Below are 23525 nucleotides of genomic sequence, written 5' to 3'. Positions count from 1 at the left end.
GGTCCCCCTTCCCCCCTCCAAACCTCCCCTCTTCCCCTCCCAAGACTTTTGACCTTATTGAATCCCTTATCTCAGTCAGGGTAATGGGCCGTACGGTTTTTAGTGATATGAAGGTATCATCTTGTATTGTATATAAAAAGGAAGCCCTGAGCCTGTTCGTATACGCATTTTTTTAACACGGAAACGGTCTTTTTTTCGGCAAGTATAACCGTGGCGGGATTATCTGACGCGACAGGAGCGATCCGTTTTTCTTCCGAACACTGTTCGGAAGAAAAACGGATCGCACTTGCCGGGGCTTGGGGGCGGCTCGCCCCCCAAACAGGGGGCAAGGGGGCGGTAGCTCCCTTGCCGCCGGAGGCGCACAACATGAGAAAATTGCTCCTGACCTTCGTATTGGCCCTGACCCTGTGTGTGCCGTCTCTGGCGGCGGAAACGTGGAACGTAGGCACATGGAAAACGGCCCAAACCATCCAGCCGTTCCTGTATGAGCCGTTTGCGAACGGCGCAACGGTGAAGGTGCACCCGTTCACCAATCCGGGCGATCAGAAAGCCGCTCTGCTGGCGGGCAGCCTCGATATGACCGGAACCACGCTGGCACTGGCGATCCAAGCAGCCTCGCGCGGGGAACCCATCGTGCTTGTCGCCTCGCTCGGCAACAAATGTTCCGCGCTTGTAGTGAAGAAGGGCGGCGTCAAGAGTGTAGGGGATCTGGAAGGCAAAAAAATCGGCTATGTACCAGGTACAATGCATGAAATCCTGCTGCGGGAAACGCTCACCCGTGCCGGGCTCAATCCCGATAAGGACGCTAAGCTTGTCCGTATCGACTTCTTCGACATGGGAACCGCCCTCAGCCGGGGCGACATTGACGCCTACCTGTCCGGCGAACCTCTGCCCACGCTGGCGAAGCGGCAAGGCTACGGGGAGATTCTGGCCTATCCGTATTATGGTGAAGGCATCGGGGCTATCAACAGCGGTATGATCGTGCGGCGCGATTTTGTGGAGAAAAACCCGGAACGCGTGATGGAAATGCTCCGCGCCCATCGGAAGGCTACCGAACAATGCATGTCCGACAAGGCGTTTTGGCTCGAAACATCGTCGAAGATGTTCGGCGTGGAGCTTGACGTGCTGCGTGACGCCGCCGATAACATGGAGCTCGTGTGGGATATGGACGATACCTTCATGAAGCAGCTTTCCGCCCTCGGTAAGCGTATGCTGGAACTGGGCATCATCAAGAAGGAACCCGACTACAACGCATTGGTGGATCGCCGCTTCGTGGACGCCCTGCGCCAAGGTCAGTAAGGCGCCATGAAGACGGCGGGCAAGGAGCGGGAGTCCGGGAGATGCGGGGAAGTGCCCTGTGAGGGCTCTTTTAAGCCGATAGCGGGATCCGGTGAAAGAGGTTTCGCTGGGGAGCCGCCTTGCCGGAGTACTGCGGGAGCGGCCCCAGAGGGGCGGCCGCGTGGAAACTCGTCAAGAGCTTTCGGAAGCCTTGCCGGGACGTGGCTCTCGAAGAGGCGCATCCTCCCTTGCCTCCTTCCGCTGATCCTGTTCATTTGTTGGAACTTGGCAACATCCAGCGGCCTTGCTCCGGAATATCTTCTGCCGTCGCCGAGGACGGTCTGGGAAACGGTGTGCGCGTATATGGGCGCGGTATCGGAAGGGTATGCGGATGCCTATGCCGGGCGTTTCTGGGGCGATCTGTCCGCAAGCCTGGGGCGCGTGGGAAGCGGCTACTTGTTGGCGGTGATCCCCGGCGTGGCGCTGGGTCTGGCTTCAGGGCGGAGTCCCGCTCTGGCGAGCCTGCTTTCACCGATTATCAACGGGGTACGCGCCGTGCCGGGTATAAGCTGGCTCCCCCTGGCACTGCTGTGGCTTGGCATCGGCTTCCGGGCCACCGTATTCCTGATCGCGCTTGCTGGCTTCTTTCCGGCTTACCTCAACGCGGCGGCGGGGGCGGCCTCAGTGCCTCCGGTACTCATCAGGGCGGGCCGGATGCTTGGATTCGGGCGGCGGGCCATTTTTTTCCGGGTCGTGATTCCGTCCGCCATGCCGCAGGTGCGGACGGGTTTGCGGGTGGCGCTCGGCATGAGTTTTTCGTATTTGGTACTCGGCGAACTGACAGGCGTTCCGGACGGCCTCGGTGCAATGATTATGGACGCGCGGCTGGCCGGGCGCGTGGATCTGCTGGTTTCGGGCATCATTCTGATCGCGCTGGTGGGGTGGCTATGCGACGTGTTGCTTATGAGGGCGCTGTCGGCGGTCTCGGTGAGCCTGAGGCGGCAGTGAAGCCTTTTTTCGCCTGTTCCGGAATATGGAAATCCTTCCGCAAGGGCGGTGAATCGCGGCTTGTACTGCCTGGCGTATCGGTTGCTATTCCCCGTGGTGGCGTATTGGCCCTGATCGGGGCTTCGGGATGTGGCAAGACGACGTTGTTGAATATCCTCGCCGGGTTCGATGCGCCCGACGCGGGCACAGTGACGCTGGAAGGCAGGCCTTGCGGTGGCCCCGGCCCGGATCGGGCGGTAGTGTTTCAGGAGCCCGCGCTGTTCCCGTGGCTGACGGCGCTGGAAAACGTGGAGATCGGACTTGAGGCCGCGGGTATCCCATCCGCCGCTCGGCGTGCGCGGGCTCTCGACATGCTGACACTGACCGGGCTTTCCGGTCGGGAGAATCAGATTCCGGCAGAGCTTTCCGGTGGCCAGAAACAGCGGGTTTCGCTCGCTCGGGTATTGGCCCTATCGCCGCCCGTACTGCTCATGGACGAACCGTTCGCCGCTCTGGACGCCATCACGCGTGAACAGATGCAGTTACTGCTGGTGACTTTACATGCGCGTATCGGCATGGGGATCATTCTTGTGACGCACGATGTGGAAGAGGCGTTGCTGCTTGGCGATGAGGTATGCGTTATGGCTCCCGGGCAGGGCATCGTGGCTTCCCGCCGTGTGGAGGTTCCTCGAACTGGTGACGTTACCGATCGGAAACTACTGCGGGAGTTGAAGACGATCTTACGGCAAAGTATGGCAGGGCAGGGTGGTCCTTTGTTGCTGTCATGAAAAGGCACTTAGGGGAAACCCACTCAAAGGTATGCCCAAAAAGCCCTCCTGGCACACCACCGAGAGGGCTTTCATTTACCCTTCCCCTTGTACCGGGAGCGCTGTTCGCCGGACAGAGGAAGCTTTTCCCTCATCACGGTTCCGTTCCCTATCTCAGCTTGTAATCCCGCGCCAGCCGGGAAAGTGCCGCCTCCGTATGGCTTCCGGTCATTTTTATTTGTCTATGAATCACCCAGCCGGATTTTACCCCGTTCCGCAAGATCAGCAATATACTCTAATTCTCGACGGTGAATTTATTTTTGGTGCCTGTACATCCATCGTTTACAGAGCGTCTTTAATCAAGTGAAATAAAGCAGTTTAGTGTGAGAAGTGTACAACAAACACAATTTGCTTTTTGATCGAATGCGGCTATACTGGTCCAGTAGAGTTAGAAAAGCTCTTTTTAATTTCTAGTACTCACTTTTATTGATGCAAGGGGGTAGTCCTATATGGATTTATTCAGCATACCGCATTTGCTCATCGTACTGTTGGTTGTGATGGTGTTGTTCGGCACGAATAGGTTGCCTGAAATCGGGGCGGGGCTCGGCAAGGCTATCAGAAACTTCAAACAGGCCTCCAGCGAGCTGGACGAAGTGGATGCCACCTTCAAAAAAGATGAAAAGGATATTACGAAGTAGGGTGACCAGCCCCTGACATTTTTGGTATCTTTTTGTAGAGGATGCCTAAAGACCAGGCGGAGGGGGACCTTCGTATTGGCTTTGTGCCTTAGCCTCAGTCCTTATCAAACCCTTTGCCAAAAGCCGTTTTTTGTAAATGGCTACGTTGTGGAGGGAAAATGCATCAACGTAGCACTGCTATGCCTTCATCCTTTGAGCAAGAATTTCGACTTTCGTTGGACGCGATTTCGTGAGTTTGAACCTAAAGTGGAAGGGAGGAGGATTAACACAGTGCGCGATTCGTCGCACCTCTTTTCTTCATATTGGTGCACCATATAAAAGCCCCGGAGATTTCTCCCCGGGGCTTTCTGTCAAGGAAACACCCCCATACGCGTGGGAAAGACTTTTTGAAGGACTCCCTCGTTTCCCAAAGCTTCCGCATGTTGAGTATGAGCACTTCATAACATAACAAGAGATTGCGCAGGCATATGCCCATGCGCCTGAGCATATCCGCCGTGTTATTGTCCTTGGGTCGCAAATGGCGATGCGAGTTGGTCCTTTAGAAATGTTCGGATTAAGGCGGTCAGATGTTGGCGTTAACAATAGTCATACACCTGCGTGCTGGCCAAAAGAACAAAGGGGAGCCTGTTCGGGATATTTCTATCCGGCATGTCCTGCTCAACGCATTGAGGGCATGACATAAGGCGGATATGGCAAGGCAACCGGAGTTACCCATATCATTCATTACGATAAATAAGCCCGTCCATTCCATTAGAAAGGCTTGGGAAAAAATCCGTAATCCGTAAGAGGACTGCTCCGTAATAGAGTATAATCCTTAATAGAGTATAATCCTTACCTATTGGTATCACGCCTCTTTGCCGAACTGGGCCATGCGCAGGCCTGTTTCCTTATAATGATCGCGCAGAGCGGTTTCCACATGTTTGACGTCGCGGGAGTAGACGGCCTCGGCCACGGCATGGTGGCGGTCGGCGTATTCCCTTGGCGTGAACATGGTGATCCAGTGCTGATAATAAAGGTACTTGGATATGGTCGCACAGGAGGTGCGGGCCATTTCCACGAGCCGGGTATTGTCACAGGCCATGAAGAGGGTGGCGTGGAACAGCTCGTCGATTTCGGCAAGCTCGTCGAGTTTGGTGGCGTAGCTGATCTTCCCTTCCATCTGCCGGACGACGGATCGGAAGGTTTCCATGTTCGCCTCGGTCCAGAGCGGCAGGGATTCGGCGACGCCCGCCCCTTCGAGGATACCCGCGACGACGTAGCTGTCGTAGATTTCCTTTCCGGTCATCTGCCTGACGTGTTTGCCCTTTTGCGGCTCAGAGGTGATCAGCCCCTCCTGAACGAGCACTTGTAGCGCTTCCCGGATGGGGGCTCGGCTGATCCCGAGCTGTTCAGAGAGGACGGCCTCTTTGACAGGAGCGCCGATTTCCAGCGTGCCTTTACGGATAAGTGAGCGGATATAGCTGGTTACCTGATTACAATATGTTTGCTTCGTAAAATCCATTGATGCTCCGAACAGATGCGGGGCTTGAGAAGAGTTGCCCTATGCGGTTTCGTCATGCGGTTCGCGATAGAGTTCTACGTGGTTTCGGCATGTCGCGCAAGGCTGGGAGTTGTCTTTTGAGAAGCGGTTGCGCACGGTTCATGAGGGGAGGGCACTTTGGGGGAATAGGGAAGGACGGAAGCCGTAGGAAAAGGCTCGCGCCGCGGGGCACTGGGAAGGCCGCTTTCGGGGGACGAAGAAGGCCGGAGCCTCTCCGCTGATGTATGCGGAAAGGCTCCGGCCGGGGGGAGCATGGACTCAATAAAAGGCGGTTAGGCGCGGAAGGTGGGCAGGTAGGCATACAGCGCCGGGGAGCCGCCGGTGTGGAGGAACAGCACGTTGGAGCCCTTGGGGAAGTATCCCTTGCGGGCCAGATCGATAAGGCCGGACATGGCCTTGCCGGAGTAGACGGGGTCGAGCAGGATGCCTTCCGTGCGGGCGAGCATTTTGACGGCTTCGACCATGGCGTCGGTGGGCAGGGAGTAGCCGGGGCCCACGTAGTCGTCGAAGGCTACGACTTTTTCGGCGGGCACACGGGCTTCGGCACCGATATATTCGAGGGTTTCATTGGCGAGGTTGAGGACGGCGGCCTCCTGAACGGGCTTCTTGCGGTTGACGCCGATGCCGGTGACCGGGATGCCCGCGTTGTTGCCGACCATGCCCGCGATGATGCCCGCGTGGGTGCCCGCGCTGCCGCTCGGGACAACCATGTGGTCAATGGCGAGGCCGCGGTCGAAGAGCTGGCGCAGAACTTCCTCGGCGCAGCTCACATAGCCGAGAGCGCCGATTTTGTTGGAAGCGCCGCCGGGCACAATATAGGGCTTTTTGCCTTCGGCACGCAGCTTTTCGGCGAGCTTTTCCATTTCGCCGAGCATGTTGGAGCCGCCGGGGACCACGGTGACGGACTTCACGCCGAGAAGCTGGAACAGGAAGTTGTTGCCCGAGGCTTCGGGGTTGTAGCTGTCCTTCACGCGTTCTTCAAGGACGAGGTGGCAGTCGAGGCCTTCCTTGACGGCCCAGGCGAGGGTCAGGCGGCAATGGTTGGACTGCACGGCGCCGCAGGTGATGATGGTGTCCGCGCCCTGATTGATCGCGTCGGCCATGCTGAAGTCGAGCTTACGGGTCTTGTTGCCTCCGGCGGTGCCGGGAAGCAGGTCATCGCGCTTGATGTAGATGTTGATGTCCGCGCCGAGAGCTTTGGAGAAGTTGGGAAGCGCTTCCAGAGGCGTAGGTTCGGTCACATAGCCGCGACGGGGAAACTTGGCGAGATTCATAATGGTCTCCTGTGGGTATGAAGTGCTGCTGCCGCAGCGTTCCTTGATGTATTTTTCTAAATGTCGACATTCGACAATTTGGTTGTGCCACCGGCTCTCCATCTTGTCAAGAGCCTTTCTCCGAGAAAATCTTCTTGTCCTATTTTCTGTTATTCCAAAAATTTACAGTATAATCCAGAGAATGGTGCAGCCGTGCTGGGCACGGGGGCACGTACCGGGCGATTCCGCCGAGAGAGGAACCGGAAAGAGAGCCGGTTCTCGGGGCGGGTTCGCGTTTTCTTTTCCTCCGCGTCGTCCTGGGCCGGAAGAGACGTAAGCCGGGCCGCAAACGGCGGAGACAGTGTTTCACTTACTCCGTACATTGGCGGAGCCGGGGGCGTTTCTGGAATCAGACGACGGCGAGCACTTCGATTTCAACCAGCCCGCCGAGGGGCAATTCCTTGACCGCCACGCAGGAACGGGCGGGAGGATTCTCAGCGAATACTTTGGAGTATTCCGCGTTGACCAACGGGAAATCCGCCATGTTGGTAATGAACACAGTGGTTTTGACCACGTTTTCGATGCCCGCCCCGGCTGCGGCGAGAAGGGCCCGGATGTTCTTCAGGCTCTGTTCCGTCTGGGCCGCGACACCTTCGGGGAGCTTGCCCGTGGCGGGATCGATGCCGAGCTGTCCGGAGCAGTACAGGGCCTCGCCGGAGCGGACGGCTTGGGAGTAAGGGCCGATGGCTGCGGGCGCATCGGCGGTGGAGAGGATGGTTTTCATAGTGTTTTCCTTTGGGTTCCTATGAATATGGACGGCGTGGGTTGCGCCGGTTGGGGCGGTCAGCGGAGCTTTTCGGGGGCGAAGGCCCTGACCAGCTCCCGTGCGAGGATGTCGGTGGCATCGATGAGCGGGACGCCGCCGAGTTCCTTTTCGGGGAGCGCGAGCGGGATCTCGGTGCAGCCGAGGATGATCGCGTCGGCGTTTCCGGCAAGGCGGCGGGCTTCATCCAGAAGATCGGCGCGGGCGCGCTCTGTGACCGGATTCCGGGCCTTGATGCCGTACTCGCGGTTGCTGATGGCCTCCTGTACCCGGGCGCAGCCGTCCGGGGCGGGATGCAGGGCCCTCAGACCGGCGCGTTCGAGGCTGTCCTGATAGAGCCGGGTTTCCAACGTCGCCAGCGTGCTCAGGATGCCGACACGCGCGCCTTCCCCGCAGCGTTGCCGCACATGGCGGACCACGGCGTCGATCATGTGCACGAAGCGCACGGGCCGCCCGGTCGCGTTGAGCTTTTCGAGGGCCGCGTCCAATATCCTCGGGCTGTGGGCAGTGTTGCAGGGCATACCGATGACGGTCGCTCCGGCCCGCGCCAGTTCCGCCATGATGTCCCCTATGGCCTCGCCGGGATTGTCCGCCGTCTTGCCGAGCAGGAAGGCCGGGCGCTCCCCGATCCGGTCGGGGAAGGAATAGAGCATGACCGGCAAGTGTTCTTGATCCGCCTCGGCTCTGGTGTGGTCAAAGAGCTTGCGCGTCAGATCAAGCCCCGCATGGGGCCCGACGCCGCCGACGATGCCGATCCGTTCATCCTGTCGCATGGTTGTCTCCGGTTCCCGCCGCGGAAGGGAATTTTCCGCGGCGTTCGCCGCCCGGGAAGGTTTCCGGGCGGGTTATTCGGCCGCAGCGAGCCGTTCGCCGCGTTCGGGGTCGAAATCGCTTTCCAGCTTTGAAACAAACAGGGCGCCCGTGGCGTCGCCAAGCACGTTGATGGTGGTGCGGGCCATGTCCATGATGCGGTCGACGCCGGCGACGAGAGCGATGGCTTCCAGCGGGATGCCCACCTGCGTGAAGACCATCGTGATCATGATGAGGGCCGCGCCGGGCACGCCCATGGAGCCGATGGAGGCGAGGACGGCGAGCAGGAGGACGGTGAGCTGCCTATCGAGCGGCATGGGGATGCCGTAGACCTCGGCGGCGAAGATGGCGGCGATGCCCATGTAAATGGCCGCGCCGTCCATGTTGATGGTGTTGCCGAGCGGGATGGAGAATGTGGACACGGACCGGGACGCGCCGAGCTTCTGGACGCTGAGGAGCGTGGTGGAGAGGGCGGCGGCGCTGGAGCAGGTGGTGAAGGCGATCATCATCGGGGAGGCGAGGCCCTTGAAGTATTGGCGGAACGGGAGGCCCGTGACCTTCACGCAGGGGAGATAGACGATGAGGATCTGAAGGATGCAGGCGAGATACATGACGAGCACGAGCTTGATGAGCGGCAGAAGCACGCTGAGGCCGTGCATACTTACGGTGTAGGCCATGAGGCCGAACACGCCGATGGGCGCGTAGAGCATGACGAAGCCCGTGACCTTGATCATGACGTCGGCCGCGCCGTCGAAGAAGTGGAGCACCTGCTTGCCCTTGTCGCCGATGACGCTGAGGCCGAAGCCGAAGAGCAGGGCGAAGAAGATGATCTGGAGCATGTTGCCCTTGGAGAGAGCCTCAATGGGGTTGATCGGGACGATGTTCAGGAACACGTCGATGAGCGTGGGCGGGGCGACTTCCTTGGCCTTGAGGCCTTCCGTGGAAATGGACAGCCCGCTGCCGGGCTGGAAGATGTTGGCGAGCACGAGGCCGATGACCACGGCGACGGCCGTGGTAACGAGGTAATAGGCCAGCGTCTTGCCTGCTACGCGCCCGAGCTTGCTTACGTCGCCGACGCTGGCCGCACCCGCGACGAGGGTGGTCAGCACGAGCGGCACCACGACCATGCGCACCAGATTGATGAACAACTGGCCTACGGGCTTGTACCATGAGGGATCAAGCCCCATCGCTTGGGTCAATGCCCCGGCGGCGATGCCGAGAACCATACCGATAGCCATCTGCGTTGGCAGACTCATCCGGGAACCCTTCATATGCTTCCTCCGTCTTTTCCCGCGGGATTGCGGGCTTGTTTGCCGAACCGCAACGCTTGAGAGCGTGCTTTGCGGTGTCTTTCCTCGTAGTGTCTTATCAATTGTATAAAAGTCGACAATCGTTTATTCTATTTTTCACATAAAGGTCAGGGCGTGTCAATACGGTGGACGGTTTTTCATAAATTTTTTTAATACACTTATATTACATTAAAAATAAATTGTTCCCGGATGCCTTCCCGCCGCTCTTTTGCTCAGAAATGCGGCGAGAAGTTCAGGATGGCTTGAAAGGAGATACGGCTTCGGCTGTGGGGATCGGTTCAGGATATTTTGTATAAAAATATAATAAATACAAATGGATAAATAGATATGTTTAAACGTTTCGGCTTTGCATAGGGAAAATCATCAGCATATTTTTATAAATAAATACAATAACATAATAGTATTCTTGTGCCGAGGTACAGACTTCTTTTCATGCGGATGCGGCAAGAGGTCTTGATTCTTTTTTCACGGAGTCCTATACCTCGTATTGTCTATTATCGAATGTCGACAATAGAACAAAATACAGGCAACGCACAGGCGGATAAGAAGGAGTGCCTCATGCAGGAAAAGAAGCTTGAGATGTACGGCGGATTGTTCGGCGGCCTGATCCCTCTCATCGTACTGGTGGGAGGGCTCGTCTGGCTGTCGGTTGCGGAGCGGGGCGGCACCAAGCCCTTTTGGGCTTGCGCGTGGATCGCGCTGTGCGTTGGGATCTTCTTCGCTAAAAACAAAGAGGAATACTGCAAAGCGGCGATGCGGGGCATCGGCGACCGCACGGGCATCGTCATTGTTACGGCGTGGCTGCTGGCCGGGGTGTTCGGCAAGCTCATGGCCGCAGGGGGGCTTGTCCAGGGGCTTTTGTGGATGGGCATGACGACCGGGGCGCAGGGCGGCGTCTTCGTGGTGCTGGTCTTTCTTGCCGCGATGCTGTTCGCCCTCGGCACGGGCACGAGCACCGGCACCTGCATTGCCCTGTCGCCGGTGCTGTATCCGGCGGGCTATTTCCTCGGGGCGGACCCGGCCATGCTTGGGCTGGCGATCCTGTCCGGCGCGGCTTTCGGGGACAACCTCGCGCCCATCTCCGACACCACCATCGTCTCGGCCTACACGCAGGGGGCCGAAATGCGCGACGTGGTGCGCAGCCGTTTCCCGCTGGCCATTTCCGCGGCGTCCATTTCCGCCGTGGTGTTCCTTGTGTTCGGCGGAGGCGGCGAAGTGCGTCCCCTTCCCGAAATGCAGGCCAGCCTGAACCCGTCAGGCTTGTTCATGCTTTTGGCGCTTGGGATTGTCGTCGTCTCGGCGCTCAAGGGGCGGCACATCATTGAATCGCTCATTTACGGCAACGTTGCCGCCGCGTTCGTTGGCATGTTGATCGGAACCATCCGGCCCGCCGACATCTTCAGCGTCCCCGCCGCGAAGGGAGGCTCCACGGGCCTCATTCAGGCCGGGATAGACAACGTGGTCGGCGCGATCATCTTTGCGATCCTGATTCTGGCGGTGACGCAGATATTGGTGGAATGCGGCATCATGCGGCGCATTCTGGACTTCGCCCAGAGCACGCTGGTTGCCACCGTCCGGCAGGCCGAACTCTTCATCGTCGGCGTGACCATTCTGGCCTCGATCCCCATTTCCGCCAATGCCCCGGCGGAACTGTTGGTGGGTCCGAGCATCGTGCGGCCTTTGGGCGAGCGTTTCGGCCTCGCGGCGGCGCGGCGCGCCAACCTCATGGACTGCGCGGTGTGCACGATCTTCTTTGTCCTGCCGTGGCATATCGCGGTGGCGGCGTGGTACGGAGCGCTTTACAGCGCGGCGGAAACCTATGCCATCCCCGCCCCGCCCATCAGCGCGGCCCTGTACAACCCCTATTCATGGGCACTGCTCGCGGTGCTGCTGTTCTCCGCCTTCACCGGCTGGAACCGCAAGTACGCCAAGGATGAAGCGCCCGCCGCATGACTTTGGCAGGGCTTTGCCCCGGAACCAAGCCGAGCGGAGGGGAGCTACCTCCGCACTCCACAAGGGGCGGGCCACCCTTCCAGCGCTGCTCGCCCCTTGATCCGACATGAGCGCATCCTGCCGTGACAGGATGCGCTCAGATCTTTTTCACTTTCAAAGAAGTTACGCCGGTTATCCGGCTGCGATTTCGCGGACGGCCCTGACAAGCAGTTCCGCTTCCTCTTCGGTGTTGTACGGCGCGAATCCGACCCTGATCCAGCCGCCGATCCGGTCTACGCCCACCCTGTGGGCGAGCGTTTCCGCGTAATAATCCCCATCGGCGGCAAAGATGCCGTATCGGTCGCAGAGTTTCCGGCATACGTCGCCGGGCTGCTGCCCTTCCAGCGTAAAGGCGACGGTGGCGGTCTTGGGGCCTTCGGACTGGTACAGCTTCAGGCCGGGGACATCCGTGAGCCCTTGCCGGATGATGCCGGCGAGGGCGTTTTCGTGCCGTTCGATGCGCTCGAAGCCGGAGACGAGGCGTTCGCGGCGCGTGGAACCGGTGCCGAGCCCGGCGATGAAGTCCACGGCTGGCACGATGGACGCAATGGCCTCATGGCTCTGCGTCCCGGTTTCGAGCTTGCCGGGGGCCGTGGAGGGAGCCGGATGCAGGCGGTAGGTGTCGAGCGCCTCAAACACGTTCTTTCGGATTGCCGCGATGCCGATATGTCCCCCGAAAAACTTGTAGACGGAACAGAACAGCATGTCCGCGCCGATGGCGTCCATGTCGATGGCCTTGTGCGGGGCGATGTGCACGGCGTCCACGGAGAGCAGCGCGCCTACCTCGCGGCAGCGCCGGGAGATGCGGGCGACGTCGTTGATGGTCCCGACGGCATTGGAAGCGTAGCCCACGGCGACAAGCCTTGTTTTCGCGTTGACGATGGCGTCAAGATCGGAAAGATCGAGCGTCAGGGCTTTGGGATCCACCGGCAGATGGCGCACCACGATGCCCCGGTCGCGGGCGGAGAGAATCCACGTGTCGATGTGCGAATGGTGATCCATCTCCGAGACGACGATTTCGTCGCCGGGATTCCAGCTTCGGGACAGCGCCCGGGATACGGCGAACATGTTTGAGGTGGCGTTGGCTCCGAAGGCGATTTCGTTGGGCGCACAGGCCAGCAGATCCCCCAGCGCGGCCTTGGCGGATTCGATGAGGGCTTCCGTCTCTTCGCTGCTCGGGAACTTGCCGTGGGTGTTGGCTACGCCACGGCGCATGTAGTTGGTCATGGCCGTGATAGCCGTGGCGACGACCTGCGAACCGCCGGGGCCGTCCAGATAGACGGCCTTGTTGCCGTTGTGGAGACGGCACAGGGCCGGGAACAAGCTTCTGATTTCCTGAATGGGATAGATGTCGTTCATGATTGTGTTCCTTTTCCGTTCATGGTCGGCGGGGCGGGACGTTTCCTTTGATGAGGCAGTGAAAGAGGGTGAATCTGCCGGATTTGCGGGGGGTGCGGGCCATCCTCCCGGCTTACGCCGGAACGAACTCCTCCCGCGCCGCCTCCCCGTCAGTCAAAAGTCTTGGGACGGGTGGGGTCCGGGGGAGGGACAACCTTTCTTCAGAAAGGTTTCCCTCCCCCCGGCACGTCGTGTTCCCCAACGTCCCGTTACAGCCCGAGAAGCCGGGCGGCGTTGTCGTACAGGTTGGCTTTCAGGGCGTCGGGCTCGAAAGGCTGTGCACACCAGCCCTTGTAGCACTGCTCGAAGCCGCGCAGGGGGTAGGCGCTGGCGTAGAGCGTGCGGTACTTCAGGTAGCTGTTGGCGGCCTTCACATAGTCGCGGGCATAGGGCCAGCCGGGGATATACAGGTAGCAGTCAGGCATCAGGTAGACGTTGGGGCAGCGCATGGCGACGGCGAGCATGCTCTGCACCTGCGGCCAGCCGCCGTGCGAGATGCAGATTTTCATGTTAGGGTACTTGTTGGCGACATGCTGGATAGTGATCGGATCGGAATAGCTCAGATCCGGTCCGTAGCAAAAGCTCAGGGAAATCAGCGTGATGCCGCCAAGCTCATTCACCTTCTCATAAACGGGATCGATGATTGGATCATCGGGTTTCAGGGACGGGTCGCACCAGCCCACTTCAAGGCTGATCCCGCGGAATCCCCAGTCGCGGATGCAGCGGGTCACTTCATCCACGGCGTCGGGCGCATTGGGATCGATGCCCGCAAAGCCGAAAAAGCGGTTCGGATCTTTCTGGATGAATTCGCGGATGTCGGCGTTGTCGACGAAGCCGTTGGGCCCGCAGTTGCGCCCGATGATCCCGGCCTTGTCGATGCCGTTGGCCTCCATTTCCTGAAAGAACAAGTCCATGTCGCCCTTGTCGGCGGATGGGATGGGGTCTTTGCCGGTCTCGTAGGGATCGATATAGGCGGGATCGTGGGAACCGTCGTGTCCGCCGAACATGCCGCCGGTGGTAAGGAAGCTCTTGAAGGGGGGACGGATGCGAAAGTCGAAGAGCATGGTCTTTCTCCTCAGGATGAAGGGTTACAGCGTGAGCGCCGCTTCAAAGCCGCTGTGGACGGCGTCCATGATTTTCGCCGTCTTGCGGCAGTCGCCAACGGCGACGCAGGGGCAGTCCAGCGCGGCGGAGAGTCCGTCGGACAGGGCGTTGTCGGGGCGGCAGCCCACGGCGACGACGAGGGTGTCGAAGCCGGAGAGGGTTTCCTCCCGGCCTTTTTCGTTGCGGACGGTGACGGCGTTGCCCGCGCCGATGGAAAGGATTTCGTTGCCGGACCGCAGTTTGATGCCAAGGGAGGCCATGCGGCGCAGCAGGAGCACGCGGGCGCACCATTCCATATCCTTGGCGAGCTGCGGCAGCATCTCGACCACGGTGACGGAGCGGCCCTGCGCCGCGAGGTATTCGGCGGTTTCGCAGCCGATGAGCCCTCCGCCGAGCATGAGGACGTTCTTGCCCGCTTCGGCTCCGCTCAGAATGTCCTGCGCGGTGACGGCTCCGGCGGCGGAGGCGCAGAAACGGGGGACGACGGGCAGACTGCCCGTGGCCACGATCACGGCGTCGGGGGACAGGTTGCGGACGCTTTCCGGCGTGGCCTCGCACGAGAAGCGGAACGTCACGCCCGCGCGTTGGGCCTTGCCATACAGGTAATCCGAAATGAGGCGCAGATCTTCCTTGTGCGGGGGGACGGCGGCAAGGCTGATCTGCCCGCCGTGCCGATCCGAGCGTTCGAGCAGGATGACCTCATGCCCCCGCTCGGCGGCGGTGGCGGCGGCCATGAGCCCGGCGGGTCCGGCTCCCACGACGACCACCCGGCCCGGCGTTTTCGCCTTCGGGACGGCGGGCATGGAGGCTTCCCGGCCCGAGAGCGGGTTGAGGGCGCAGGTGATGGGGATCATCTTGTCGGCGTTGCCCACGCAGCCCTGCCCGCAGGCCACGCAGGGGCAGATCTCGTCCTTGCGCCCGGCGGCGTATTTTTCCACCAGATGCGAATCCGCGATGAGCGCGCGGCCCATGATGGCGAAGTCCGCTAGGCCGTCGCGTACGACCCGTTCGGCGGTGTCGGCGTCGGAAATCCGGCCCGTGAGCATGACCCGCGCCCTGTCCCCGAGCGCTTCCTTGACAGCGGCGCTGGTGGCGGCGTTCCACGCCTTGGGCATACAGGTGGGGGGCGTCATCAGCTCGAAGCAGTATTGCATGCCCGCCGTGATGTCGAAGGCGTTGACGCCCGCGTCCGTGAGGGTGCGGCACAGCTCGACGGTGGTGCCGAGGTCGATACCGTTCCCGGTGGGCACGTCCTCCACGGAGGTATGGCGGTAGAGGATGGGGAAATCCCCGCCCACGGCGGCGCGGACGGCGCGGACAACTTCGGCGGGAAAGCGCAGGCGCTTGGCGAGCGATCCGCCGTAGCCGTCGGCGCGGTGGTTGGTGAATGCGGACACGGCCTGTTCGAGCAGGTAGCCGCTGGCCCCGTGGATTTCCACGGCGTCGAACCCGGCGGCCTTGGCGCGCAGGGCGGCCTTGGCCCACGCGTCCGCGAGGCGGGCGAACTCGGCCTCATCAAGGGTGATGGCGTTGTCGGGCTCAAACACGCCCGGAATGACGCCCATGACCCGGCGGGGCATGTGGGAATATTCGGGATGCGCGCGGCCCCCGCCGTGCTGGAGCTGGATGGCGACGGCGGCCCCGTGGGAGTGGACGCGTTCCGCGAGCAGGCGCAGGCCGGGGATGAAACGGTCATCGCTGATGTCCAGCCCGTGCAGGAAAGTCTTGCCGGAAACGTCGATGGAGGTGGCCTCCACGATGACCAGCCCCACGCCGCCTTTGGCCCTCTCCTCATAATAGGAGAGCAGCCGTTCCGTCACATAGCCGCCGTCCACGGCCATGTCGGTCACCATCCCCGGCAGGACGAAACGGTTCCTGACCGTCAGGGTATGGATGTTCATGGGGGTCAGTGAAACAGGGGTATGCATCTACGACTCCTTCCTTTCATTCGGCAGCTTCTTCGGCATCGTTTTCCACGCGCAAGGCGACAGCCCTACCCATACCGGCAACACGCAAAGCCAGCATGAGGGATTCGATAAACACAAAAAATTTAGGGGTATGGGTGAGGGGTTGGGAGGGGGAAGGGCCCCTTTTCCAAAAGGGGCCCTTCCCCCTCCCAATTTCCCCTCGACCCTACTCAATACCCAGCAAACGGGCGGCGTTGCCGTAGAGGGAAAGCTCAAGGGCTTCCGGGTCCCACGGGCGCTTCTTCCAGCCTTCGATGGTCTGCTTCAGGCTGCGTTCGGGATAGGTGCTGCCGAAAATGGTGCGGTACTTGAGGAAGGAGTTCGCCGCCTCAATATACGTATCCGCAAAGGGCATGCAGTCGATGTACACATAGCAGTCGGGAACCAGATAGACGTTGGGGCAGCGCATGGCGACGGCAAGCATCCGTTCCACATGCGGCCAGCAGCCGTGGGCTACGACGATTTTCATGCCGGGGTACCTGGTGGCGACGTGCTGCACGATGATCGGGTCGGAATAGGTCAGGTCGGGGCCGAGGGCCGCGCTGACGCTCATGACGAGGATGCCGCCGAGCTCGGCGCACTTGTCATAGACGGGCGTGAAGATCGGATCGTCGCCCTTCAACGGCGGGTTCAGCCAGCCCGGATCGACGCTGATGCCCTTGAAGCCCATCTTGGAGATGCAGCGCTCCACTTCTTCGACAGCGCCTTCCTCGCGGGGGTTGATCCCGGCGAAGGGGAAGAAGCGGCCCGGATACTTTTGGGTCAGCTCATACAGTTCGTCGTTGTCCACGATGCCGAAATTGTCGGCATGGCGGCCCATGAGCACGGCCTTGACGATGCCGTTGTCGTCCATTTCCTTGACGAAGGCGTCCATGTCATGGGCGTCGGCGGTGATGTTGGGCTCGCGCCCAAGCTCGAAAGCTCCCCATTCGGCGGGATCTTCGGGCAGAGGACGCCACGGCTTGTACAGGCTCAGCTTGAGGAAACTCTTGTAGGGGGGACGGGCACGGAAATCGATGATCATGGCGGATTCCTTTGTTTGCGGGGGTGGCCCCGTTCGGTGGTTAGCGGCGGCTTGAGCTTCCCGATGATTTGGGGCGCGGGGAGGGGGAAGCTCCCCGCGCTGCCGGGGCTACTTCAGCAGACCGGCTTCCTTGTAGTAGCGGACGGCGCCGGGATGCATGGGCGCGCCGGTGTCCTTGGCGGCCTTTTCGGGCGTGCAGTCGGCCCACGTCGCGCAGCCCTTTCTGATGTCGTCGAGATTTTCGATGAACGCCTTGGTCAGCCTGTATACGGTCTCCTCGTCGAGGTCGGCGCGCACGGTGAGTTCGTTGCATTCGGTTACGGTCGGGATGTCCTTGCCCACCATGCCCTTGAACAGGGAGCCGGGGATGGTGCCCTTGCCGAGGCCGTGCTTCTTGGCGACGTCGTCCATGATCTTTTCGTCGACGGGGAGCCATACGAGGTCGACGTTCTGGGCGATTTCGGTGAAGAACCACGATTCGCCGGGCCCGACCCATACGATGGCGTCAAGCTGGCCGTCCTTGGTCATATTCACGATGTCATCGAAGTTATTGGAATACAGCTTGCCGCCCCACGACTGGATGTCCTTGTAGGTGAATCCGTAGCTTTCAAAAATCCAGCCGCAGAACACTTCGCCGGAGCCGCCGACCGCGCCGTAGGCGAGGCGGACGGGCATCTTGGAGTCGCGGAGCTGCGCGATGGAGGTGATGCCGGACTTCTTGGTCACCACGAAGTGGAATCGGGCGGTGTCGTTGAGGTTGGCGTAGGCGGCGATGTTGGGGAACGCCTTCTTGTAGGGGGCCGTCCCCTTGATGGCGGCCATGTTCATGGTGTGCATGCCGATGGACAGATCCGCCTTCTTCTGTTGGAGCTGGATGACGTTGGAGGTGGAGTTGCCGGGCAGCATGGTGACTTCATAGTTGGGGTTGGCATCGGTGAACGCTTTGGCGACGAGGCCGACGCCGAGGTACCAGCCGCCGGACACGGGGCCGGACACGGCAGTCAGCCGGGTCTTTTCGGCAAGGGCGGCGGAGGGGAGCAGTGCGACGGCCAGGGCCACGGCAGCGGCTATAAGGTTTGTACGCATGGATGGAACCTCCAAGGGTTAGGGTTTGCTATTCATTCCGGGACGGTCAGGCGGCCGCGACGGGGGAACCGCCCTTTCTGAGGCGCTGTGCGAACAAGACTATAAGGAGGCTGGAAAGGCCGATGGTATCCGTGATGAGGCCGGGGAAGATGAGCATGAGCCCGCTGGCGAGCAAGAGTGCACGTTCCCAGAGGCGGCAGCGGACGAGGAGCCAGTTTTGCATCCCGGAGGCTATGCCGATGACGCCGATGAGGGCTGAAGCGAAGGCCGTGACGATCTCGGTCGTGGAACCCTGCATGAGCAGGGCGGGCTCGAACACGAACATGAAGGGGATGATGAAGGCCACGATACCCAGCTTCATGGCTGTCACCCCTGTCTTCATAGCGTTGGTTTCCGCGATGGCGGCCCCCGCGAAGGCCGCGAGGCACACGGGCGGCGTAATCACGGAAAGGATGGCGTAAAAATACACGAACATATGCGCGGCGATGATCGGGACGCCCGCCTTCATGAGGGCCGGAGCGCCGAGCGTGGCGACGATGATGTACGCCGGGGCCGTGGGCACGCCCATGCCGAGGATGATGCAGGTGACCATCAGCATGGCCATGAGCAGCAAAAGGTTGCTGCCCGCGAGCGCGGTGATGACGTTGATGAACTTGTAGCCGATGCCGGTCAGGCTGATGACGCCGATGATGATGCCCGCGCAGGCGCAGCAGGAGGAAACCATCATGGCATTCTTGGCCGAAAGTTCCAGCGCGCCGCAGAGCCGCTTGAAGGTGAAGCGCGTTTCGGAACGGATCATGCTGAGGATCACGATGCACACCGTGCCGTAGTAGGCGCAGGCGATGACGCTGCGGCCCATGAGCAGAATAGTGATCAGAAAAACCAGCGGGAACAGGTAGTATAGGCGGCGCAGGACCGAAGCCGCGCTGGGGACGAGCTCGGGGGGCAGGATGCCCATGTTCTTGCTGACGGCCTCAAGGTGGATGATGGCGAGCAGGGTCAGGTAATAGAGGACGGAAGGGATGAGGGCGGCCTTGGCGATGGTCAGGTAGCTGACGCCGATGACGTCCGCCATGATGAAGGCCGCCGCACCCATGATCGGGGGCATCATCTGCCCGCCTGTGGAGGCCACGGCCTCGACCGCGCCCGCGAAGTGGGGCGTGTAGCCGACCTTCTTCATGAGCGGGATGGTGAAGGTGCCGGTGCCGTAGACGTTGGCGGCGGCGCTTCCCGAAATGGTCCCGAACAGGGCCGAGGCGAAAATGGAGACCTTGGCGGGCCCGCCTGCGGACTTGCGCGTCAGCAGGCAGGCAAGATCCATGAACAGCGAACTCATCTTTGAACTTTCGAGGAAGGCCCCGAACATGACGAACGCGAAGATCATGCCCGCCGCCGCGCCGAGCGGGACGCCGTAGATCCCGTCCGTGAGGAGGAAAAGCTGCTCGATCAGGCGATCGTATTCGATGCCGTTGTGGGCGAGTCCGCCGGGCATGTATTCGCCGAACATGGCGTAGGCGAGGAAGCTGCCGGACACGATGACGAGTGGCCAGCCCGAGGTGCGGCGCGTGGCCTCAAGCACCAGCAGGACAAGCCCCGTCCCGTAGAACAGGTCCAGATTGGTGACGTCTTCCACATACTTGAGGCGGCGGGAGATGTTGTCCGCCTCTTGGAAAACATACACGTTGATGGCGATGGCCAGTGCAATCAGCGCCAGATCGATGAGAATGGGGAACCAGCCCTCCTTTTCCCCCGGAGCCAGCTTGCGCGAAGGGACGAGGAGCAGGACGAGGATCATGATGAGGGTGAGGTGGGTTCCGCGCAGGATGTGCGCGTCCGTCACCCCGAAGCCGCCCGTGAAATAGATCTGGAACAGCGACAGGACGATGGCGACCACGGTGGCCACAGGCTTAAGCAGGGAACGATCGAGGGAGAGCGACATGCCGTGTTTCTCCTTGCGTTGTTGGGTGGAGAGGGGCCCAAAGTGCCGGGGAGGGAGAGTTGGGGAGGGGAGAGGAAACCCCTTCTCCAGAAGGGTTTCCTCTCCCCTCCCCCGGCCCCCACCTCTCTCCTTCCCAAGACTTTTGACTGGTGGGAAGGTGAGTTGGAGGGAGTTCGTTCCGGCGGGAGGTTGGAAAAAGAGTCCTTCACGCCGTCAAAACAATGAGTTCTCCGTACCCCTTACTGTCCGTCAAGCGTTTGCTTCAGGGGTGCCCGCCGAAGCAAACGCGCCGCCGGGTCCGGGGCGGTGCCCCGGCTCAGATCCGGTAGGCAAGCTGGAAGGCTTCCCAAACCCCGTTGATGATCTTGCCGACCTTCTTGCAGTCCCCTACCTGGACGAAATCAATGTCCGCGGCGGCGAGATCCGCGCAGAGGGCGGCGTCCGGGCGATAGCCGAGCGCGACGACCACCGTGTCAAAACCGGAGAGTTCTTTTTCCAGATAGGGAGTCTTCACCTTGATGTTGCCGTTGCAGCCGATTTCGAGCACCTCAGTTTCGGTCAGACAGACGACGCCGAGGGCCGCGAGCTTGGGCATGAGCATCTGGCGGGTCTTGTATTCCATGTCGAGGGCGATACCGTCGCGCAGTTCCACGACGGTGACTTCGCGGCCCTTGTCGGCGAGGAACTCGGCTGTTTCGCTGCCCACGAGCCCGCCGCCGATGACCAGAACCCGGGAACCGGCTTGCGCGGCTCCGGTGAGGATGTCCTGCGCGAGGACAACCGGGGAGCCGGCGCAGAAGCGGGGCACGATGGGAGTTCCGCCTGTTGCCACGATGACATGATCGGGATGCAGGGCGCGGACGGCGTCGGCGTCGGCCTTCGTGTTCAGGCGGACATCGACCCCGGCGCGGGGAAGCATGGTGGAGAAATATGTGCCGAGCGTGGCGAACACGCCCTTCCCGGGAGGCAGGGCGGCAATGTTGGCAAGACCGCCGAGCGTGGAGGTGGCCTCGAACAGCACAACCTTGTGCCCGCGCTGCGCGGCGGTGAGGGCGGCTTCGCACCCGGCGGGTCCGCCGCCGATGACAACGACGGCCTTCGGCGCGTCGGCCTGCGTCATGGGGTAGTCATCCTCATATCCGGTGCGCGGGTTCAGGGCGCAGGAGATGGGGCGGCATTCGTTGAGCATCCCGGTGCAGCCTTCGTTGCAGCCGATGCAGGTCAGGATCTCGTCGTCGCGGCCTTCCGCGAGCTTGGCGGGCAGGAAGGGATCGGCGAGCAGGGCCCGGCCCATGGCCACCAGATCGGCCTTGCCGGAAGCGATGATGTTTTCGGCGGTCTTGCGGTTGCAGATCCGGCCCACCACGGCGACGGGTATGCGGGAGCCGACGGCCCGCTTGATCGCGGCGGCGCGATCGGCGTTCCAGCCGTCCGGCACGCTGGCGGGGGGAATGATGTATTCCACGGACTCACCGATGCCGATGGAGACGTTCAGCATGTCCACGCCGTTGTCGGCCATGACCTTGGCGATGCGGACGGCCTGTTCCATGTCGATGCCGCCGGGCATGAATTCTTCCATGCTGTAGCGGAAAAGGATGGGGAAATCGGGGCCGACCTGTTTTCTGACGGCGCGCAGGACTTCGAGAGGGAAGCGCATCCGGTTTTCAAAGCTGCCGCCGTAGGCATCCTCGCGGAGGTTGGTGAGAGGAGACATGAACTGGTTGATGAGGTAGCCGTGCGCCCCGTGGATTTCCACGGCGTCGAACCCGGCTTCCACGGCGCGGCGGGCGGCCTGTACATACGCCTCGACCATGCCTTCGATGTCGTCGGCGTCCATGACGCGGGCGTTTTCGGTGGGGGCGAGGCCCGGAATCATGGAGACGAGCAGGCGCGGACAGCCGGAGGTGGGCGGGTTGCCGAAGCGCCCGCCGTGCTGGAGCTGAATGGCGATCTTCCCGTCGTGGCGATGCACGGCGTCGGTGAGCTTGGAGAGGCCCTTGATCATGAAGTCGTCGGAAATGCCGAGACCGAGATCAAAGCTGTTGCCGCTGCGGGCCACATAGGTGGCTTCGACGATATTCATGCCTACGCCGCCCTTGGCGCGCTCCTCATGGTACCGGATGAGCTTTTCGGTGGCCTCGCCGTTGACGGCCGCATGGTAAGAAGCCATTGCGGGCATGACGATGCGGTTTTTCAGCGTCATCCTGTTGATCCCAACGGGGGTGAAAAGAACGGAACTGGTCATACTGCTGCACTCTCCATAGCCGGGCGGGGCCCGCGACAAGTTTATGAAGGAAAGGCCATGTGTCTTTTCATCTATAACGCGAACAGTTTTTCTATGAGGCAATTTGTTCCGAAGCGGGAAAGCTTGTTTGCCAAAGACTGGCTTGAAGGATAGGATGAGGCTTGAAAAAAGTTGGTTATCTATGGATTCTGCTGAACTTATGATTACGGTATAGAAGAATGTGATAATTCTATCAAACGCAAAATCTTTATCCGCCCATTCATGAGATGAATGCATGAACCAGAATAAACTCCAAGTGTCCGGGCAATTCCTGTACTCGTTTACGGTCGTAGCCAAGCACATGAGCTTTACAAAGGCGGCTGAGGATCTGTGCATCACCCAGAGTGCGGTGAGCCATAGAATACGCTGCCTTGAGCAGGAACTGGGTTTTCCGCTTTTTCATCGCCTGACGCGCAAGATCATCCTGACCGAAGAAGGGAAGACGCTGTACGGCGCGCTGGACGCCAGCCTCAAGCAGATCCACGAAACCATCAGAAATATTCAGGAGGCGGAGCTGCAGGGGGATCTCGTCATCGCCTGCGCCCCTTCCATCGCGGGTTGCTGGCTGCTGCCGCTGCTGCCGGAATTTCAGCACGAGCATCCCAACATTTCCCTGCACATACGCAGCGGCAACGACCTCATCAGTTATGAGAATGAAGAAGGCAACGCGGATGTGGCGATCTATTGCGGCGACTCGATTACCGACGGGCTGCACGCGACGCCGCTTCTGCGGGACAACCTGTTGCCCGTATGCTCCCAGCGTTACGCGCGGGAGCATGATCTGATCGAGAATCCCGAAGCGTTGCGCAACTGTGAGCTGCTCCATGAGCATCCTGAGGCCGCGAACACGCCGTTCTACGCGGGATGGGAGATATGGGCTAACTGGGCGGGGATCACGGGGTTGCCGCTCCAGTCGGGCTACAGTTTCGACCGTGCCGAATTGACCGCGATAGCGGCGAAGCAGGGGCTCGGCGTTGCGCTCGGTCGTGAGTGGCTGGTCAGGGAAGCCCTGCAGAAGAAGGAACTTATCGTACCCTTCAATCTGGTTTTTCCCGCTCCGCAGACCTATTACGTGGTGTCCACGCGCAAGGGCATCCTGCGGCCCAAAGTCCGGCTGTTCCATGACTGGATTCTGGAAAAGGCCCGGCATTCGAAGCCATACGGCAACGCGGTTCTTTGAGCGGTTCTTTGAGATGGGGGAGGGTGGAGGCGCGACATGCCGGGGGAGGAGGGAGGAAAGCCCTTCTTCAGAAGGGGTTCCTCCC

Annotated in this window: 18 protein-coding genes; 6 read left to right on the top strand and 12 right to left on the bottom strand. The window is 60.8% G+C overall.

Going from position 1 to position 23525, the window contains the following annotated elements; genetic code table 11:
• Positions 1 to 366: 366 nt before the first annotated feature.
• From T370_RS0115980 to T370_RS0115965, 4 genes are all read left to right on the top strand, one after another.
• Positions 367 to 1299: an ABC transporter substrate-binding protein gene (locus T370_RS0115980; protein ID WP_029436307.1), complete on the top strand. Its 933-nt coding sequence runs from the start codon at positions 367 to 369 to the stop codon at positions 1297 to 1299.
• A gap of 342 nt (positions 1300 to 1641) precedes the next feature.
• The gene (locus tag T370_RS0115975; RefSeq protein WP_005024822.1) at positions 1642 to 2286 is read left to right on the top strand and encodes an ABC transporter permease; all 645 of its coding nucleotides are present in this window, start codon (positions 1642 to 1644) and stop codon (positions 2284 to 2286) included.
• Positions 2283 to 3053 carry an ABC transporter ATP-binding protein gene (locus tag T370_RS23040; protein WP_005024825.1) on the top strand — a complete coding sequence of 257 codons (771 nt, stop codon included), beginning with the start codon at positions 2283 to 2285 and terminating at the stop codon, positions 3051 to 3053. Before T370_RS0115975 ends, T370_RS23040 begins: the two co-directional genes overlap by 4 nt.
• A gap of 488 nt (positions 3054 to 3541) precedes the next feature.
• Positions 3542 to 3730 (top strand): twin-arginine translocase TatA/TatE family subunit, encoded by a 189-nt coding sequence (locus T370_RS0115965; protein WP_005024826.1) that lies wholly within the window; start codon positions 3542 to 3544, stop codon positions 3728 to 3730.
• 844 nt (positions 3731 to 4574) lie between these two features.
• Here the strand turns inward: T370_RS0115965 and T370_RS0115960 are convergent.
• The 5 genes from T370_RS0115960 to T370_RS0115940 form a co-directional block, all read right to left on the bottom strand.
• Entirely contained in the window at positions 4575 to 5231 is a 657-nt protein-coding gene (locus T370_RS0115960; protein ID WP_005024828.1) for a GntR family transcriptional regulator, read from the bottom strand.
• Positions 5232 to 5542: 311 nt separating this feature from the next.
• The gene (gene cuyA, locus T370_RS0115955; RefSeq protein ID WP_005024830.1) at positions 5543 to 6544 is read right to left on the bottom strand and encodes a D-cysteate sulfo-lyase; all 1002 of its coding nucleotides are present in this window, start codon (positions 6542 to 6544) and stop codon (positions 5543 to 5545) included.
• 388 nt (positions 6545 to 6932) lie between these two features.
• Positions 6933 to 7307, bottom strand: a complete 375-nt coding sequence (locus T370_RS0115950; protein ID WP_029436304.1) for a Rid family detoxifying hydrolase — start codon at positions 7305 to 7307, stop codon at positions 6933 to 6935.
• A 59-nt stretch (positions 7308 to 7366) separates the two neighbouring features.
• Entirely contained in the window at positions 7367 to 8119 is a 753-nt protein-coding gene (gene cuyB, locus T370_RS0115945) for a cysteate racemase (RefSeq protein ID WP_029436303.1), read from the bottom strand.
• Between the two features lie 72 nt (positions 8120 to 8191).
• The gene (locus tag T370_RS0115940; RefSeq protein ID WP_029436302.1) at positions 8192 to 9427 is read right to left on the bottom strand and encodes a dicarboxylate/amino acid:cation symporter; all 1236 of its coding nucleotides are present in this window, start codon (positions 9425 to 9427) and stop codon (positions 8192 to 8194) included.
• 597 nt (positions 9428 to 10024) lie between these two features.
• On the opposite strand from T370_RS0115940, the gene T370_RS0115935 reads away from it, so the two are divergent.
• Positions 10025 to 11419 (top strand): Na+/H+ antiporter NhaC family protein, encoded by a 1395-nt coding sequence (locus tag T370_RS0115935; RefSeq protein ID WP_005024838.1) that lies wholly within the window; start codon positions 10025 to 10027, stop codon positions 11417 to 11419.
• A 171-nt stretch (positions 11420 to 11590) separates the two neighbouring features.
• On the opposite strand, the gene T370_RS0115930 is transcribed toward T370_RS0115935, so the two are convergent.
• From T370_RS0115930 to T370_RS0115900, 7 genes are all read right to left on the bottom strand, one after another.
• The gene (locus T370_RS0115930) at positions 11591 to 12817 is read right to left on the bottom strand and encodes a cysteine desulfurase-like protein (RefSeq protein WP_029436301.1); all 1227 of its coding nucleotides are present in this window, start codon (positions 12815 to 12817) and stop codon (positions 11591 to 11593) included.
• Positions 12818 to 13065: 248 nt separating this feature from the next.
• Positions 13066 to 13920 (bottom strand): amidohydrolase family protein, encoded by an 855-nt coding sequence (locus T370_RS0115925; RefSeq protein WP_029436300.1) that lies wholly within the window; start codon positions 13918 to 13920, stop codon positions 13066 to 13068.
• Positions 13921 to 13944: 24 nt separating this feature from the next.
• Positions 13945 to 15888, bottom strand: coding sequence for an oxidoreductase (locus T370_RS0115920; protein WP_029436299.1), 1944 nt, complete (start codon positions 15886 to 15888; stop codon positions 13945 to 13947).
• Positions 15889 to 16093: 205 nt separating this feature from the next.
• On the bottom strand, positions 16094 to 16951 hold the full coding sequence (locus T370_RS0115915; protein WP_029436298.1) for an amidohydrolase family protein: 858 nt from the start codon (positions 16949 to 16951) through the stop codon (positions 16094 to 16096).
• A gap of 108 nt (positions 16952 to 17059) precedes the next feature.
• Entirely contained in the window at positions 17060 to 18037 is a 978-nt protein-coding gene (locus T370_RS0115910) for a TAXI family TRAP transporter solute-binding subunit (RefSeq protein ID WP_029436297.1), read from the bottom strand.
• Positions 18038 to 18083: 46 nt separating this feature from the next.
• Entirely contained in the window at positions 18084 to 19976 is a 1893-nt protein-coding gene (locus T370_RS0115905; RefSeq protein WP_029436296.1) for a TRAP transporter permease, read from the bottom strand.
• A gap of 316 nt (positions 19977 to 20292) precedes the next feature.
• Positions 20293 to 22221, bottom strand: a complete 1929-nt coding sequence (locus T370_RS0115900; protein ID WP_029436295.1) for an oxidoreductase — start codon at positions 22219 to 22221, stop codon at positions 20293 to 20295.
• 274 nt (positions 22222 to 22495) lie between these two features.
• Between T370_RS0115900 and T370_RS0115890 the strand changes: the two genes are divergently transcribed.
• On the top strand, positions 22496 to 23440 hold the full coding sequence (locus tag T370_RS0115890; RefSeq protein WP_029436294.1) for a LysR substrate-binding domain-containing protein: 945 nt from the start codon (positions 22496 to 22498) through the stop codon (positions 23438 to 23440).
• The last annotated feature ends 85 nt before the right edge of the window (positions 23441 to 23525 follow it).

This window comes from Bilophila wadsworthia ATCC 49260, assembly GCF_000701705.1.
GTDB classification, from domain to species: domain Bacteria; phylum Desulfobacterota; class Desulfovibrionia; order Desulfovibrionales; family Desulfovibrionaceae; genus Bilophila; species Bilophila wadsworthia.
This window is presented reverse-complemented; position numbering and strand designations above follow the sequence as displayed.